1 protein-coding gene is annotated in these 543 nt (G+C 70.5%); it reads right to left on the bottom strand.

Translation table 11 applies throughout. The features are described 5' to 3' along the window. Positions 1 to 543 (bottom strand): glycoside hydrolase family 48 protein (locus ACYVPE_RS40015; RefSeq protein ID WP_461038757.1); only part of this gene is annotated, 543 nt, incomplete at both ends.

Here is a 543-nt window from a genome sequence, read left to right as displayed (position 1 = left end):
GCGGGGTGCCGTAGTGGCCCTCCCAACTGTTGGTCGCGCCACCCGCGATCGCGCCCTCGGAGGACTGCAACCACCGGTAGAACTCCACCTGCCGGTCGAGACTGGCGGCCCAGTCGTCGTCAGCCGTGGGGGAGTTGGGGATCAGCGCCGGGTCCTCGCTCAGCGCGTAGGCCGCCATCGGGTTCTGGTAGCCGAAGTGCGCGAAGCTGGAGCCGATCCGCCACGACCAGCCGGCGGAGGTGTCCAGCGCCCCGCCCCACGCGTAGTACCAACCGAGCAGCCGGTGCGAGCTGTTCTTCCCGCTGCCGGCGGGGCAGGCGGTCGGCCCGACGCAGTTGCCGACTCGCTTGAAGTACTTGTCGTACTGCGAGTAGCGGAGGAAGTCGCCCATCCGGGACGCCTTGTCCACCGTGGCCGAGACCGCCGAGGCCCTACCCTGCTCGGTGGCCCACTGGTTGGCCCAGTAGGCGGCCTGGACGGCGCGGGCGTCGGCGTCGGGGGCGTTGGTGTAACGCCACTGACGGGAGTAGGAGTTGTCCCCGG

The sequence above is a fragment of the Streptomyces mayteni genome, from assembly GCF_054783955.1.
Note: the sequence above shows the minus strand (reverse complement) of the source record. Positions and strands in the feature narration are given on the sequence as shown.